Source organism: Fenollaria timonensis, from assembly GCF_001457835.1.
GTDB classification, from domain to species: Bacteria; Bacillota; Clostridia; order Tissierellales; family Peptoniphilaceae; genus Fenollaria; species Fenollaria timonensis.
Genome location: NZ_LN898230.1, coordinates 478,804 through 492,440 on the forward strand (window position 1 = coordinate 478,804; position 13,637 = coordinate 492,440).

A 13,637-nucleotide genomic window follows, 5' to 3' on the forward strand; every position below is an offset into this window, starting at 1 on the left:
TTTTCTAATGCAAAACTATTTACTTAAGTATTTTTTATATGCTTCTTCGTCTAAAACCAAATCGAACTCACCTATAAACTCGGTGAAGTCCTCTTCGTTTAGGAAGCCTCTTTTAAATCTGTATAAACCATCTTCATCGTCAAGCTTAAATATGCCGCCGAAGTCGTAGCGAGTAGCGCCATGCTCCTTCGCATACTTAATCATTTCCCACTGCATTTGATAGTTGGGCATATAGTTTCTGTGAAGATTGTTTGACGCACCGTACATGTACCACGCGTAGTCCTTATACATAATGAGTATCGCGCTCGATAGAGGTGTTCCTTCATAGTCTGATAAAAATATTTTAGCGTCGTAATTATCTATGAGTCTCTTAAAATACTCTTTTGGTCTATAAGTGATGCCGTTGCGCTCAGCCATGACCTTAGTCTCTTCGAAGAAGGTATTTAGGTCCTCATCACTTTGTGAGATCCTTGTCGTAACGCCTTTTCTGTAGCTTAGGCGAATGTTGTAGCGCGTCTTTGAGTGGAAGCCCCCCAGTATATCGTCTTCACTTTTACTTATATCGATGATGGCATTCCTTCTTGGCTGAATAAAGCTGTGTTCATCAGCGCCTCTCGTTCTTATTTTTAATTCTGTATCCTTATATAGACGGGTAAGCTTTTCATCATAGGCAATGGCTGGATCAAATATTAATAAAAATGCGTCCTTAAACTTATCCAATTTTTTCACTTCATCTACTAAGGCTAAAACAGTATCTTTATCATATATATCACAGACAGGTCCGCGATTGGCATAAAGCAGCCACTTTCCATCTATTGCCTTGATAGATAGTATGCTCATTGCGGCGACTATCTTACCATCGTTTTCTAAATAAACATAGTCTTCGGACCAATTGTTTTTTATCTTCGCCCAAGCTCTGTCCTGAGTTAAAAAGCTATATTCATTTCTTTTTACAAAGTCATCATAGCGTTTTAGCTCAGAAGGGTTATTTGTATCAAGTATCATCTAATTCACCAACTTCTTCTTAAAAAATTCTTCAAATCTCTTGTCGTATCTCGAGTAGTACTCATCTAAACTTGCTTTTCTCTTTGCGTTCAAGTCCTTTCTATAGTATAGAGCCATGTTTTCAATATCGTCATTGTAGCTACTCATCTTTTCCTTTGCGGCATCGCTTTCGATGTATTTTAATACAGTTTCGTATCTTGCTCCTAAGAATAAAAACTTATCCTTGCCAATGATTATCTCGTCATCTTTATGATAAACAAAGTCATTGACAAGCGCTTCGGCTAGGTTTGCGCCCGCAAGCGTTGAGAAGAAAGACGAGCGTCCTTGTCTAAGATTGATTTCAAAAACCTTGTACTCTTTTGTTCTGTCATCAAGCTTGATATCAAAGTTTGCCAATCCACGATAATTTATTTTCTCCAAGAAATTTTTAATCATAGGGAAGATCTTTTCGTAGGCATCTTGACTTACATCAGCTATGGCAAGGTAGTTACCTATAAGTAGTGGGGTAGGGTCCTCCATAAGAGCTCTTCCTAGGGAGAATAGTTTTAGCTTGCCACTGCTATCGACGTAGGCGTTGACCACATGCATATTCGAGTCGGCTCCTTCAATAAATTCTTGAGCTATCATGTAGTCGCCGTAGCCATTAGCATATATATCATTAAGAGCCTTATTTAATTCAGCTTCATTTTTTAATATATATGCTTTTTTCTTGCCCTCGAAGTCCAAGAAGAAGTATTCAACACTGTTAGATGGCTTTAAGACCATAGGAAAGTCAAAGCTTGTCTTGTAGCTCTTGTAATTATCCTTGTTAATGTACTCGCTCTTTGGATACTTAAGACCATATTTTTCGCATAAGTCGTAGAAGTTCTTCTTAAGTACTAGCTCATTAAGCATGGACTTATCTGTAAATGGCAAATTATATCCACGTATCTTATCTTTGTTCATGATGACTCTCTCTGCATATGAGTCAGACGATGCTACTAGTATGAGCTCCTTGTCTTGATGCGCTTCTTTAATTTTATTTAGCTCATCAAGCATGACCGCATCGTCATCTAAGTCCTTATTGATTATTATATCGACAATATCAGAGTTCTCAGTCATAAGCAGCCTTGCCTTACCTAAGACCAAAGACTTAATGCCGTATTTCATATGAAAGCTTCTCGCCATAGAGTAGCTGTTAACATCTGTTCCTAATATAACTGGTAAAAAATTCATAATTATCTCCTTTATATATATCACTACACTCATTATAACATATATCAATCAAATTCTAAATAATAATTAATTGATTATTATTTATTTACTAGGGTATATATATAATGTAAGATACATATTAATATGATAGGGGGGGGTGATTCCATTGTGGACAAATTACTTATGATAGTATTTTATTTATATTTAAGACTTATTTTAAGGAGGTATAGTTATGAGAAAAATAACAAAAATGTCAATATTTAATATTTTGGCTATTACAATAGTTTTTAGTATGCTTATAGTTCCAGTTAATACTTTTGCAAGTTCGCAAAGTAAAGAAACAGGATGCGAAGCTGGACATTATCAAGGAGAATTTAAGATTGGATCAACTATTGTTGGACAGACATATTTTTCACCTGCAGGGTCTAACTCAGATGAGCTTTATGTTGAAAATGATCTTTTAGAAGATGGAGAATATATGATTGGAAACTCTATAATTGGGAAAACTATAGTTTCACCAGCTAACGACGTAGCTTTAAGAGGACCACGCCCATTAAAATCACCAAATTATTTTTATTCTGAGGAAATAAGTAATCTCAGATATGAAGGATATATACAATTTCAAGCAAGCTATAAAGTGCAAGATGGTGATGGATATGATTTAGTTGTTGGAAGACATGTAAAACAAGCATGGCTGGACTATAGGAGACAAGGAGAGTCTGTTATAGGCGGAATTAGATGGACAGAAGCTGCAGATAGTATTTATGATGATAATATATATAGTATGAGTGCTCAATGTTATGACGACCCTATTCGTTGGGGAGAAGCAGGAAGAACATATTTTTATAGAGGATGGAAGTATTTTAATTAATGAAAAATAAATTTATAAAAGCGTTAACAATTGTACTCACATTAATTTTAATTATATCTATTTACCAGACTAATAAGTATTTATCTATAAGAAATAAGTATAATACTATGTTGTCTGTTTATGATAAATTGCCAATTAATTCTTATATCGCTTTGCGAAATCAAGATATGAATTTGCTAGAGGCAAATCGCAGTTTTGATGACAAGAAGATAAATGATTTATTTGACAAGATTGATGAAATATGTGATAAAAAATATTCGTTTTATTCATATTTGCCAACTTCTATCAATAATGGCATTGCACGCAAACAAACCTTTATTGATTCTGATATGTATGATTTGTACAATTTTAGGATTGATAAAGGAAGAAATTTTACAAAGAATGATTTTCAAAGTAACGATGTAATTCCTATGATTGTTGGTTATGATATTAAGGACGAGTATAAAATTGGTGAAATTTATACTTTTGGCCGTGGCGATAAAAAAGACATCCAAGCGAAAGTCATTGGTTATTTTTCAAAAGATCAAAATTTCGCTTCGTTGTTAGAACTTGTCGATACAACTAATAATGCATTGCTTATGCCTATTAGTGAAAATTTAGTAAAAAACAACTTTATTGAATCTGATTTTGATATGTATTTAAATGGCACAGTTTTTGAATTGAAAAATGATGAAGATGCACAAAAAATTGAAGCACTTATTAATGATACTAAATTTTATAATGTTGAATTAAAAAAACTTCATGATGTATTAGATGATTTCAAAAACAAATATATAAAATCAAATAATAGAATGCTTATAATTTTTATATCTGTTGATATTGTTTTATTAGCTGGTATAGCTTTATTAGAATTAACTAGTTCTAGAAAAAATAAAATGCAAGTTTAAATAGTGATGATATAATATCCCCTCAGTGATTAGTAATATTGAGGGGATATTTTTTATTAAATAAAAAATGACTAAACTTTTGAAATTATATGTAAAAATATGTTATAATTATAAAGGAGGTCTTTTTATGGAAAATAATTTTGATGATAATAATAAAAACATTGATATAAATGAAGAAGCAAAGGCAGCGAGTGAGAATGAAATTTTAGAAGCTGCTGAGGCGATGGCGAAGGCAAAACAAGATGATATCAAGTCGTGGATATACTCGATAGTAATCACTGTAGCCATCACTTTATTCCTCGTGAACTTCGTCTTTGCTCTAACAAGGGTTGAAGGCATATCGATGGAGCCGACCCTACATACGGGCGACAGGGTCTTCGAGTGGAAGCTATTTAAGTACTTCAAAGAGCCAAATAGAGGCGACATAGTCGTTATCAAGGGCGAGAAGACTAATAACGAGCACTATATCAAGAGGCTCATAGGTCTTGCGGGAGATGTTATTGACATAATCGACGGCGATGTTTACGTCAATGGTAATAAGCTAGACGAACCGTACCTAGACAGAAAGACTAGTGAGCAAAACGGTAACCACTGGGTTGTGCCTGAGGACTCATACTTTGTTATGGGGGACAATAGGGAAGGCGGTAACTCATATGACTCAAGGAGTTTCGGACCTGTAGAGAAAAAATATTTACAAGGCAAGGCTGTATTTAGATTTTGGCCTTTGAATAAATTAAAAATATTTAGATAGGATGATAAGATGAATCAAAAATATATTCGTAACTTTTCAATCATAGCGCACATCGACCACGGTAAATCTACTTTGGCTGATAGAATCATTGAAAAGACGGGCTTACTTACTCAAAGAGAGATGCAATCACAAGTTTTGGACAGCATGGATCTTGAAAGAGAAAGAGGAATAACAATTAAATTAAAGGCTATACGCTTGATATATAAAGCAAAAGATGGACAGGATTATATTTTTAACCTTATAGATACGCCCGGCCACGTCGACTTTAACTACGAAGTGAGTAGATCATTAAAGGCGTGTGAGGGCGCGATACTTGTTGTTGACGCGACTCAAGGCGTTGAAGCGCAAACGCTTTCTAACGTTTATCTTGCTTTGGATCAGGACCTAGAGATACTTCCTGTTATTAACAAGATGGATTTGCCAAGCGCAAGACCAGATGAAGTTAAGGAAGAGATTGAAGATATCATTGGCCTTGACACGACTGATGCGCCGCTAATCAGTGCAAAGAGCGGACTTAATATTGAAGATGTTTTAGAAGATATCGTTAAGAATGTTCCGCCGCCAAATGGCGATAAGGATAAACCTTTAAAGGCACTTATCTTTGACTCGATATATGATGCTTACAGAGGCGTTATCTGCTACATCAGAGTTTTTGACGGCGTTATTAAAAAAGGTACTCAAATAAAGATGATGCAAACAGGAACTACTTTTGAAGTTGATGAAGTTGGTGTAAATAACACATCACTTTTAAAGAAAGAAACGCTTGAGGCGGGCGAAGTAGGTTACTTTACAGCACAGATCAAAAATGTAAAAGACGCAAGAGTTGGTGACACAATAACTTATCTTGATAATCCAACAGATAAGCCACTAAGCGGTTACAAGAAGGTCGTACCAATGGTTTACTGCGGTATATATCCAGCAGAGGGCGAAGACTTTAACAGCGTTAGAGAGGCTCTTGAAAAGCTTCAAGTTAATGACGCATCTCTTGTCTTTGAAGCAGAAAATTCAGCGGCACTTGGCTTTGGCTTTAGATGCGGTTTCTTAGGCCTTCTTCACATGGAGATAATTACTGAAAGGCTTGAAAGAGAATTTAATCTAAATATAATCTCGACTGCGCCATCGGTTATTTACGAAGTTCATAAAAAAGACGGTACTATGATGATGATACAAAACCCATCGAACCTTCCTGACCCAAGTGAAATTGATTACATGGAAGAGCCTATGGTTAACGCGGAGATTATGACGCCAAAGGATTATGTTGGAGCCATCATGGACATCTGTCAAAATAGACGTGGTGAATTCATTAACATGGAATACCTTGATCAAACAAGGGTTACGCTTCACTATAGAATGCCACTAAACGAGGTTATATACGACTTCTTCGACGCACTTAAGTCAAATACAAAAGGCTACGCATCGCTTGACTACGAAATTTCAGGCTATCAAAGAAGTGAGCTTGTTAAGGTTGACATACTTATCAATGGCGAGCTTATCGATGCATTCAGCTTAATCTTACACGAGTCAAACGCTTATGAAAGAAGTAGGTCCATAGTCGAAGGCTTAAAGGACGTTATCCCAAGACATCAATTCCAAATACCTATACAAGCGGCTATCGGCTCAAAGATTATCGCGAGAGAAACTATCAAAGCGCTTAGAAAAGACGTTCTTGCAAAGTGCTACGGCGGCGATATTTCAAGAAAGAAAAAATTACTTGAAAAGCAAAAAGAAGGTAAGAAGAGGATGCGCCAAATTGGCTCAGTAGAACTACCTCAAGAGGCCTTTCTTTCAGTATTGAAGTACAAGGAAAAGAAATAATGAATAAATTAGGAATATATATACATATTCCTTTCTGTGAAAGAAGATGTAAATATTGCGATTTTACATCTTTTATTTTTAATCAAAGCAGAATGAAGGATTATGTAGATCATTTATTATTAGAAATAAAAAATAATGAAGAGCTCTTAAAAAATTACATTGTTGATACCATATTTATAGGCGGAGGCACACCATCTTTATTAAGCATAGATGAATTAACATGCCTTGTGAATGGTTTAAATGAGGCTATAAACCTAGATGAAAATTATGAATTTACCATAGAAACAAATCCAAACTCAATAAGCGAAGAAAAATTATTAGTTTATAAAGAGCTTGGCATAAACAGAATTTCTATAGGTGTGCAAAGCTTTAACGATAGGCTTTTACGTATTATAGGCAGGCTTCATACAGCTGATGAGGCGCGCGAAAAAATTAAATTAGCGATGAAATATTTTGACAATCTTAGTTTAGATTTTATATTCTCACTGCCGACAGAAACTTTAGCAGATGTTATAGTGTCAATCGATACGGCAAGTGAACTAGGCGCCTCACACATATCGCTTTACTCACTTATACTTGAGGAGGGAACTCTGTTAAATGCACTTGTTGAAAGAGGTGTCTATAGGGTGAACGATCAAGTGACAGATAGGCTCATATATAGAAAGGCGACTGAGCAATTGGAAAGCCTTGGCTACAAGCAATATGAAATTTCGAACTTTGCCAAGAACGGATGCTACTCAAGGCATAATTATAAGTACTGGTCCATGGATGAGTACCTAGGCCTTGGCATGGCGGCGCACTCACTTATTAAAAATAAAAGATTTTTTAATGCGAGTACTTTTAACGAGTACTTTGACGATGTGAAGAAAAGTATCTATCACGATGAAGAAATTTTAAGTCACGAAGATAAAATCACTGAGTATATAATTTTTAAGCTAAGGACAAACGAAGGCATAATTGTAAACGAGATCAATAAAAAATACGATATAGATTTTGAAGATATATATAGGGAAGAATTGAAAAAAGCGACAGAAGAAAAGCTGCTAAAAAAATGTGACGGCAGATACTTTTACACAGAGTTTGGCAGGGACATTGCGAACCAAGTAGAAATACTTTTTGTATAAGGAGAGGCTATGGACGAAATAATTAAAAGAGCGATTGATTATCTTGAAAATATTTTTACTGGCAACTCAGACGGCCACGGCGCTGATCACAGCCTAAGAGTTTATAATAACGCTCTTAATATAAGAAAGGCTTATGAATGCAATGAGCTATACGTAGACCTAGGAGCACTTCTTCATGACGTTGACGACCACAAGCTATTTAATAATAAAAATAATGAAAACGCAAGAAAATTTTTAATTGAAAATGATTTCGACAGTGAGGCGATTGAAGATATTATTGAGATTATCAATTCTGTTTCATTTACAAAGAACAAGGGCACTAAGCCAAAGACGCTCGAAGCATGCATTGTTCAAGACGCTGACAGACTTGACGCTATAGGAGCGATAGGCGTAGCGAGGACCTTTATGTATAGCGGCAAGAACGGTCGCGGTATAGAGGAATCATTAAAGCACTTCGATGAGAAGCTCTTATTATTAAAGGATATGATGAACACGGACGAAGCTAAAAGGCTCGCTGAAGAAAGAAATAGCTTTATGAAAGAATTTTTATCAGAGATAAATGACGAGCTTAATTATAAAAAATAAAATATTATATGATAAGTAAACCCTCTTTACCAGCAATTTGTAAAGAGGGTTTATAAATTAATTCTCTAAGTTATCATTTTCGCTTTTTTTATCTTGTAGTGCTTGAGATTTTTCTAATGAATTTTTTAAAATTTTAATTTCTTCGTTGGAAGATTGTATAATTAACTTAGCCACCAAATAAAAAAATCATGTGTACATATGGTATAGTATTAGTAACAAACAAAAAAACAACTATACGGAGGTACACATGACTCATATAAATTATACCATAGAATTTACAGAACGCAAGAAAAATTCACATCTATCACTACATGAAATGTCATTAATACAGGCATGGAAAATAGATGGACATAGCAACAGAGAGATAGCAAGAAGGCTAAATAGAGCCCCGCAGACAATAAACAACGCAATAAAGAAAGGCACAGTAAAGCAAAAGAGAATAATAAAAAGTAATAACAAAACATATACTTACTACGATGAAAAATACTTTGCCTTAACTAATTATGAGGTATATATAAACAATAGATCTTCTTGCGGAAGAAGACCAAAATATATAGATATAGTCGAATTTCTTAAATGGGCAGACAATAAAATGTTAAAAGATAAATGGTCTCCAGATGTATGTGTTGGATACGCAAAAGCAAATAGACTCTTTCCATCATCAGAAATACCATCAACAAAAAGCCTCTACAACTGGATAAATAAGTCACTAATGAAAACAAAAAATATAGATCTACTAGAAAAAGTAAAGAGAAAAAACAAAAATAGCACAAGAAGAACAAGACAAAACAAGAAAAAGCTTGGCATATCCATAGAAGAAAGACCAGATAAAATACAAACAAGAGAAGAATTCGGCCACTGGGAAATAGATACAGTTATAGGTAAAAAGAAAAAGACAGATCCAGTACTACTTACATTAGTAGAAAGAAAAACAAGATATGAAAAGCTGATAAAAATACATGGAAAAACACCCGATGCAGTAGACATTGGACTTAAATTCTTAAAAGATAATGCGCAGTTAAACAAAGAAATATTTAAAAGTATAACATCAGATAATGGTTCAGAATTTTCAAGCTTATCAGAATTAGCAGAATATGTAGATATATATTTTTGTCATCCATATACATCATGGGAAAGAGGAACTAGTGAATGTCAACATAAATTAATACGAAGATTTATACAAAAAGGCACATCAATAGAAGAAGTATCAAAAGAAAAAATATACAGAATAAACGAGTGGATGAATAATTTGCCAAGAAAAATCTTTAATTACAAAACTGCAAAAGAAGAGTTCATAAAGGAAATAAAACAGCTTAAAAGTATCTAGTTTAATAAAAATAAATACTTTTAAGCTATACTATACATTTAGTCTATATGATGTCTGGGTGGCTAACTTATTGTTGCAATTTATATAATTTCTTCGTTTAAATTGTCAATTTTTTTAATTAAATAATAAGCTATTAAACCTATACATATACATGTTCCAATACCTGTTTGAAATTTAACTCCTCTTCCTGTCCATGCTGGAATATATAAATTAAGTAGAATGCCTATTATTACATATAATACTATCATGATTTAAATATTTTTTAGTAGAACGTATTTTAACGTTGATACTATTAACTCCTTTCTTTAAATAAAAATTTACATATTTTAGACTTAATTTAATCTCCATTTTTGTACTTATGAAAATTTAACATAAATCTTCATCTCGCTTATTTATGTATTTATATTATTTATAACCAGTATTCAATACAATTAAACATTTTATAGTTTCTTAGAAATTTAATCGCTTTTAGAGCAATATTTTGCAAATATTTTGGAAAAAAGTAATTATTTTTGAAAAAAGCTTGATTTTTTTATTATTTTGGGTATAATAGATATAGAGTTAGCACTCACCAGTGAAGAGTGCTAACAAAAATTATGGAAGGTGATCAATTGGATGAGAGAAAATTAAAGATTTTAAAAGCTATAATCAGCTCATACAATGAAACTGGTGAACCGGTTGGCTCGAGACTTGTCGCTAAGAACGAGTCCATAGGTCTTAGCTCGGCAACTATTAGAAACGAGATGCAAGACCTTGAAGAAGCGGGCTACTTAATAAAAACTCATCTTTCTAGCGGAAGAGTGCCATCACAAAAAGCATATCGCTTGTATGTTGACATGGTAGTTCAAAAAGACTTCGAAAAGCTTTCGTCTTCAGAAAAGAAAATTTTCTTAGATGATATAAATGACAAGTCGAAGAACTTAGATAGTATGATAGGAAAGATGTCAAAGCTATTGTCAAGCCTAACTGATTTTACATCGATTGCTTATATTAGGCACAAAGACGAGACAAAGTTAAAGAGCTTAGAGCTTTTAAAAGTCGACGAAAACAAAATACTTGCTATCTTTGTCTACGAGAACTTTGCCATCGACAAGACATTAATTACGCTTAATGAAGAGATAAGTGAAGAGGAAGTGGCTTATTTTAAGGAGATTTTAAATAAGAATCTTGCTGGCAAGTCCATAAACTCACTTGATTTCAATTCATTGAAGTATGAAAAGGACAGTCTAGTTAATTATAAGACCATATTAGAGAGCGTTTTGGAAAAGTTTTCACAAAAAGACGAGACATATAGCGCAGACAAGATATTCCTTGAAGGGATAAATAAGATCTTGAATTATCCAGAGTATTCTGACTTTGACAAAGCTAGAGAGCTTATAGAGCTCTTGGAAGACAAAAGAGGTCTACTTAATATCTTAGAGAATGAAAATTTGGATAATGATCTTGTCATTAAGATAGGTAATGAGAATGAAATCGACATCTTCGACAACATTGCTCTAGTACTTAAGAACGTAAACATCTTGGATAATGAAGTTACTTTTGGTTTAATCGCTCCAATGAGAATTGATTACAAAAAAGTTCTTTCTATATTTGATGATTTTTATAATGATGATTTATTTTAGGAGGGATTAAATGGAAAAAGACAAAAAACTGAATGAAGAAATGGAAGAAGAAAAGCTTATAAATGAAGAAGCAGTAGATGAAGCAGAAGAAGTTCAAGAAAAAGCTGATTCTGATGAGCAAGATAGCTTAGCTTCTGAAATAAATGATCTTCAAACAAAACTTGTAAGACTACAAGCGGACTTTCAAAATTACAAGAAGAGAGTAGAGAAAGAAAAGGACGACTTGGTATCGATAGGTGTTGTAAGCATAGCAAATGAAATACTTCCTGTTATAGATAACTTCGAGAGAGCCTTGGAACACGAGGGCGAGAGCGGATCGTTTAAAGAAGGCATGGAGCTCATCTACGAAGGATTAAAAAATGCTCTTAAGGCAAAGGGCATAGTTGAATTAAAAGCACTGGGTGAGGATTTTAACCCAGACTATCATCAAGCGGTATCTATGGGCCACAACGATGAATACAAAGAAAATCAAGTCATAGAAGTTTTATTAAAAGGTTATGAATACAATGGCAAGGTTATTCGCCATGCCATGGTTATAGTAAATAAATAAGAAAATATATTAAGGAGGAATAAATTATGGGAAAAATAATTGGTATTGACTTAGGTACAACAAACTCATGTGTATCAGTAATGGAAGGTGGAGAAGCGATAATCATTCCTAACGTTGAAGGTAACAGAACTACTCCATCAGTAGTAGCATTTACAAAAGACGGAGAAAGATTAGTAGGAGAAACAGCTAAGAGACAAGCAATCACAAATCCTGACAGAACTATATCATCAATCAAAAGAGAGATGGGTAGTAACTACAAGATTGACATAGACGGAAAAGATTATACACCACAAGATATATCAGCAATGATATTACAAAAATTAAAAGCAGACGCAGAAAGCTACTTAGGCGAAACAGTTTCAGAAGCAGTTATCACTGTTCCTGCATACTTCACAGACGCTCAAAGACAAGCAACTAAGGACGCTGGTAAGATAGCAGGACTTGAAGTTAAGAGAATAATTAATGAGCCAACAGCAGCAGCACTTGCTTATGGCATGGACAAAGAGCACGGTCAACACAAGATCATGGTATATGACCTAGGCGGAGGTACATTCGACGTTTCAATCCTAGAAGTAGGCGACGGCGTTTTTGAAGTACTAGCAACTAGAGGTAATAACAAGCTTGGTGGAGACGACTTTGACCAAAGAATCATAAATTATATAGCAGATAACTTTAAAAAGGAAAATGGCGTAGACTTAACTCAAGACAAGATGAGCTTACAAAGATTAAAAGAAGCAGCAGAAAAGGCTAAGAAAGAGCTTTCTACTACAATGACAACAAACATCAACTTACCATTCATCTCTGCTACAGCAGCTGGTCCACTTCACTTGAACATGGACTTAACAAGAGCAAAGTTCAATGAACTTACTCATGACTTAGTAGAAAAAACTACTGAACCAGTTAAGAGCGCTATCAAAGACGCTGGTATCAATGCTAGCGAAATCGATAAGGTACTTTTAGTTGGTGGTTCAACAAGAATCCCAGCTGTTCAAGAAGCTGTTAAACAAATCATTGGTAAAGATCCTCAAAAGGACATCAACCCAGATGAATGCGTTGCCATCGGTGCATCAATTCAAGGCGGTGTATTAACAGGCGAAGTTAAAGACTTGTTATTACTAGACGTTACACCACTATCACTTGGACTAGAAACACTTGGCGGAGTAACTACAAGACTTATTGAAAGAAACACAACTATTCCAACAAAGAAATCACAAATATTCACAACAGCAGCTGACTCACAAACATCAGTTGATATACACGTACTTCAAGGTGAAAGAGAGATGGCAGCCGACAATACTACACTTGGTCGCTTTCAACTAGAAGGTATAGCACCAGCACCAAGAGGAATCCCTCAAATAGAAGTAACATTTGATATCGATGCCAATGGTATTGTTAATGTATCAGCAAAGGATTTAGGTACAGGCAAGGAACAAAAGATCACTATCACAGCTTCATCTAACTTATCAAAAGATGATATTGATAAAAAAGTTAAAGAAGCAGAAGAATTTGCTCAACAAGATAAGAAGAAAAAAGAAAATATCGAAGTAAAGAACAACGCCGATCAAATGGTTTACCAAACTGAAAAGCTTATGAAGGACCTTGAAGGCAAAATTTCTGAAGATGAAAAGAAAGAAATCGAAGCAAAACTTGCTGATCTTAAGAAAGCAAGCGAAGGCTCAGACTATGACGATATGAAGAAGAAGACAGAAGATTTAACACAAGCCTTCTATAAAGTTTCTGAAAAGTTATATAAACAAAATGCAGAAGCAGGTGCAGCTGGAGCTGAAGCAGGCGCACAAGGCTCTGAAGAACACAAAGGTGATGATGACGTAGTTGATGGTGACTACGAAGTAGTTGACGAAGACGATAAATAAGATTTATTAGATTTAGATTAAGAAGAATGGAG

General features: G+C 34.4%; 12 protein-coding genes. 10 read left to right on the plus strand and 2 right to left on the minus strand.

Features of this window, described 5'->3' with window-relative positions; genetic code table 11:
* Positions 1-15: 15 nt before the first annotated feature.
* Entirely contained in the window at positions 16-1,005 is a 990-nt protein-coding gene (locus BN3004_RS05315; protein WP_058260170.1) for a lipid II:glycine glycyltransferase FemX, read from the minus strand.
* Positions 1,006-2,220 carry a carboxylate--amine ligase gene (locus tag BN3004_RS05320; RefSeq protein WP_058260171.1) on the minus strand — a complete coding sequence of 405 codons (1,215 nt, stop codon included), beginning with the start codon at positions 2,218-2,220 and terminating at the stop codon, positions 1,006-1,008.
* Positions 2,221-2,431: 211 nt separating this feature from the next.
* On the opposite strand from BN3004_RS05320, the gene BN3004_RS05325 reads away from it, so the two are divergent.
* The 10 genes from BN3004_RS05325 (at position 2,432) to dnaK (ending at position 13,605) form a co-directional block, all read left to right on the plus strand.
* Positions 2,432-3,070, plus strand: coding sequence for a hypothetical protein (locus tag BN3004_RS05325; protein ID WP_058260172.1), 639 nt, complete (start codon positions 2,432-2,434; stop codon positions 3,068-3,070).
* The gene (locus BN3004_RS05330) at positions 3,070-3,957 is read left to right on the plus strand and encodes an ABC transporter permease (protein WP_058260173.1); all 888 of its coding nucleotides are present in this window, start codon (positions 3,070-3,072) and stop codon (positions 3,955-3,957) included. Before BN3004_RS05325 ends, BN3004_RS05330 begins: the two co-directional genes overlap by 1 nt.
* A 127-nt stretch (positions 3,958-4,084) precedes the next feature.
* Positions 4,085-4,708 (plus strand): signal peptidase I, encoded by a 624-nt coding sequence (gene lepB / locus BN3004_RS05335; protein ID WP_058260174.1) that lies wholly within the window; start codon positions 4,085-4,087, stop codon positions 4,706-4,708.
* A 9-nt stretch (positions 4,709-4,717) separates the two neighbouring features.
* Positions 4,718-6,523: a translation elongation factor 4 gene (lepA, locus tag BN3004_RS05340; protein ID WP_058260175.1), complete on the plus strand. Its 1,806-nt coding sequence runs from the start codon at positions 4,718-4,720 to the stop codon at positions 6,521-6,523.
* Complete coding sequence (gene hemW, locus BN3004_RS05345) at positions 6,523-7,647, plus strand: radical SAM family heme chaperone HemW (protein WP_058260176.1); 1,125 nt, start codon at positions 6,523-6,525, stop codon at positions 7,645-7,647. Before lepA ends, hemW begins: the two co-directional genes overlap by 1 nt.
* A gap of 9 nt (positions 7,648-7,656) precedes the next feature.
* Positions 7,657-8,232: an HD domain-containing protein gene (locus BN3004_RS05350; protein ID WP_058260177.1), complete on the plus strand. Its 576-nt coding sequence runs from the start codon at positions 7,657-7,659 to the stop codon at positions 8,230-8,232.
* 247 nt (positions 8,233-8,479) lie between these two features.
* Positions 8,480-9,559, plus strand: coding sequence for an IS30 family transposase (locus BN3004_RS05355; RefSeq protein WP_058259272.1), 1,080 nt, complete (start codon positions 8,480-8,482; stop codon positions 9,557-9,559).
* A gap of 596 nt (positions 9,560-10,155) precedes the next feature.
* Entirely contained in the window at positions 10,156-11,181 is a 1,026-nt protein-coding gene (hrcA, locus tag BN3004_RS05360; protein ID WP_082244098.1) for a heat-inducible transcriptional repressor HrcA, read from the plus strand.
* A gap of 10 nt (positions 11,182-11,191) precedes the next feature.
* Positions 11,192-11,731 (plus strand): nucleotide exchange factor GrpE, encoded by a 540-nt coding sequence (gene grpE, locus BN3004_RS05365; RefSeq protein ID WP_058260179.1) that lies wholly within the window; start codon positions 11,192-11,194, stop codon positions 11,729-11,731.
* 26 nt (positions 11,732-11,757) lie between these two features.
* Positions 11,758-13,605 carry a molecular chaperone DnaK gene (gene dnaK / locus BN3004_RS05370; RefSeq protein ID WP_058260180.1) on the plus strand — a complete coding sequence of 616 codons (1,848 nt, stop codon included), beginning with the start codon at positions 11,758-11,760 and terminating at the stop codon, positions 13,603-13,605.
* Positions 13,606-13,637 lie beyond the last annotated feature (32 nt).

Coding starts and splice junctions, on each gene's coding strand:
- BN3004_RS05315 (WP_058260170.1), bottom strand. CDS start 1,005: ATGATACTTGATACAAATAACCCTTCTGAGCTAAAACGCTATGATGAC.
- BN3004_RS05355 (WP_058259272.1), top strand. CDS start 8,480: ATGACTCATATAAATTATACCATAGAATTTACAGAACGCAAGAAAAAT.
- lepB (WP_058260174.1), top strand. CDS start 4,085: ATGGAAAATAATTTTGATGATAATAATAAAAACATTGATATAAATGAA.
- lepA (WP_058260175.1), top strand. CDS start 4,718: ATGAATCAAAAATATATTCGTAACTTTTCAATCATAGCGCACATCGAC.
- hrcA (WP_082244098.1), top strand. CDS start 10,156: ATGGAAGGTGATCAATTGGATGAGAGAAAATTAAAGATTTTAAAAGCT.
- hemW (WP_058260176.1), top strand. CDS start 6,523: ATGAATAAATTAGGAATATATATACATATTCCTTTCTGTGAAAGAAGA.
- BN3004_RS05320 (WP_058260171.1), bottom strand. CDS start 2,220: ATGAATTTTTTACCAGTTATATTAGGAACAGATGTTAACAGCTACTCT.
- BN3004_RS05330 (WP_058260173.1), top strand. CDS start 3,070: ATGAAAAATAAATTTATAAAAGCGTTAACAATTGTACTCACATTAATT.
- BN3004_RS05325 (WP_058260172.1), top strand. CDS start 2,432: ATGAGAAAAATAACAAAAATGTCAATATTTAATATTTTGGCTATTACA.
- BN3004_RS05350 (WP_058260177.1), top strand. CDS start 7,657: ATGGACGAAATAATTAAAAGAGCGATTGATTATCTTGAAAATATTTTT.
- grpE (WP_058260179.1), top strand. CDS start 11,192: ATGGAAAAAGACAAAAAACTGAATGAAGAAATGGAAGAAGAAAAGCTT.
- dnaK (WP_058260180.1), top strand. CDS start 11,758: ATGGGAAAAATAATTGGTATTGACTTAGGTACAACAAACTCATGTGTA.